1 rRNA gene is annotated in these 529 nt (G+C 58.0%); it reads right to left on the bottom strand.

The features are described from left to right. Positions 1–529 (bottom strand): 16S ribosomal RNA (locus tag ACFSKW_RS54595); the annotation flags it as partial.

The following is a 529-nucleotide window of genomic DNA, read 5'->3' as shown; positions in this document are numbered from 1 at the left end:
TTCTTCGCGTTGCGTCGAATTAAGCAACATGCTCCGCCGCTTGTGCGGGCCCCCGTCAATTCCTTTGAGTTTTAGCCTTGCGGCCGTACTCCCCAGGCGGGGCGCTTAATGCGTTAGCTCCGGCACGGAGATCGTGGAAGACCCCCACACCTAGCGCCCAACGTTTACAGCGTGGACTACCAGGGTATCTAATCCTGTTCGCTCCCCACGCTTTCGCTCCTCAGCGTCAGGTAAGGCCCAGAGAACCGCCTTCGCCACCGGTGTTCCTCCTGATATCTGCGCATTTCACCGCTACACCAGGAATTCCGTTCTCCCCTACCTACCTCTAGCCAGCCCGTATCCACCGCAGACCCGCAGTTAAGCTGCGAGCTTTCACGGCAGACGCGACAAGCCACCTACGAGCTCTTTACGCCCAATAATTCCGGACAACGCTTGCGCCCTACGTATTACCGCGGCTGCTGGCACGTAGTTAGCCGGCGCTTCTTCTGCAGGTACACGTCAACTTCGTCCCTGCTGAAAGAGGTTTACA

Source organism: Nonomuraea mangrovi (assembly GCF_042681425.1).
Classification (GTDB): domain Bacteria; phylum Actinomycetota; class Actinomycetes; order Streptosporangiales; family Streptosporangiaceae; genus Nonomuraea; species Nonomuraea mangrovi.
This window is presented reverse-complemented; position numbering and strand designations above follow the sequence as displayed.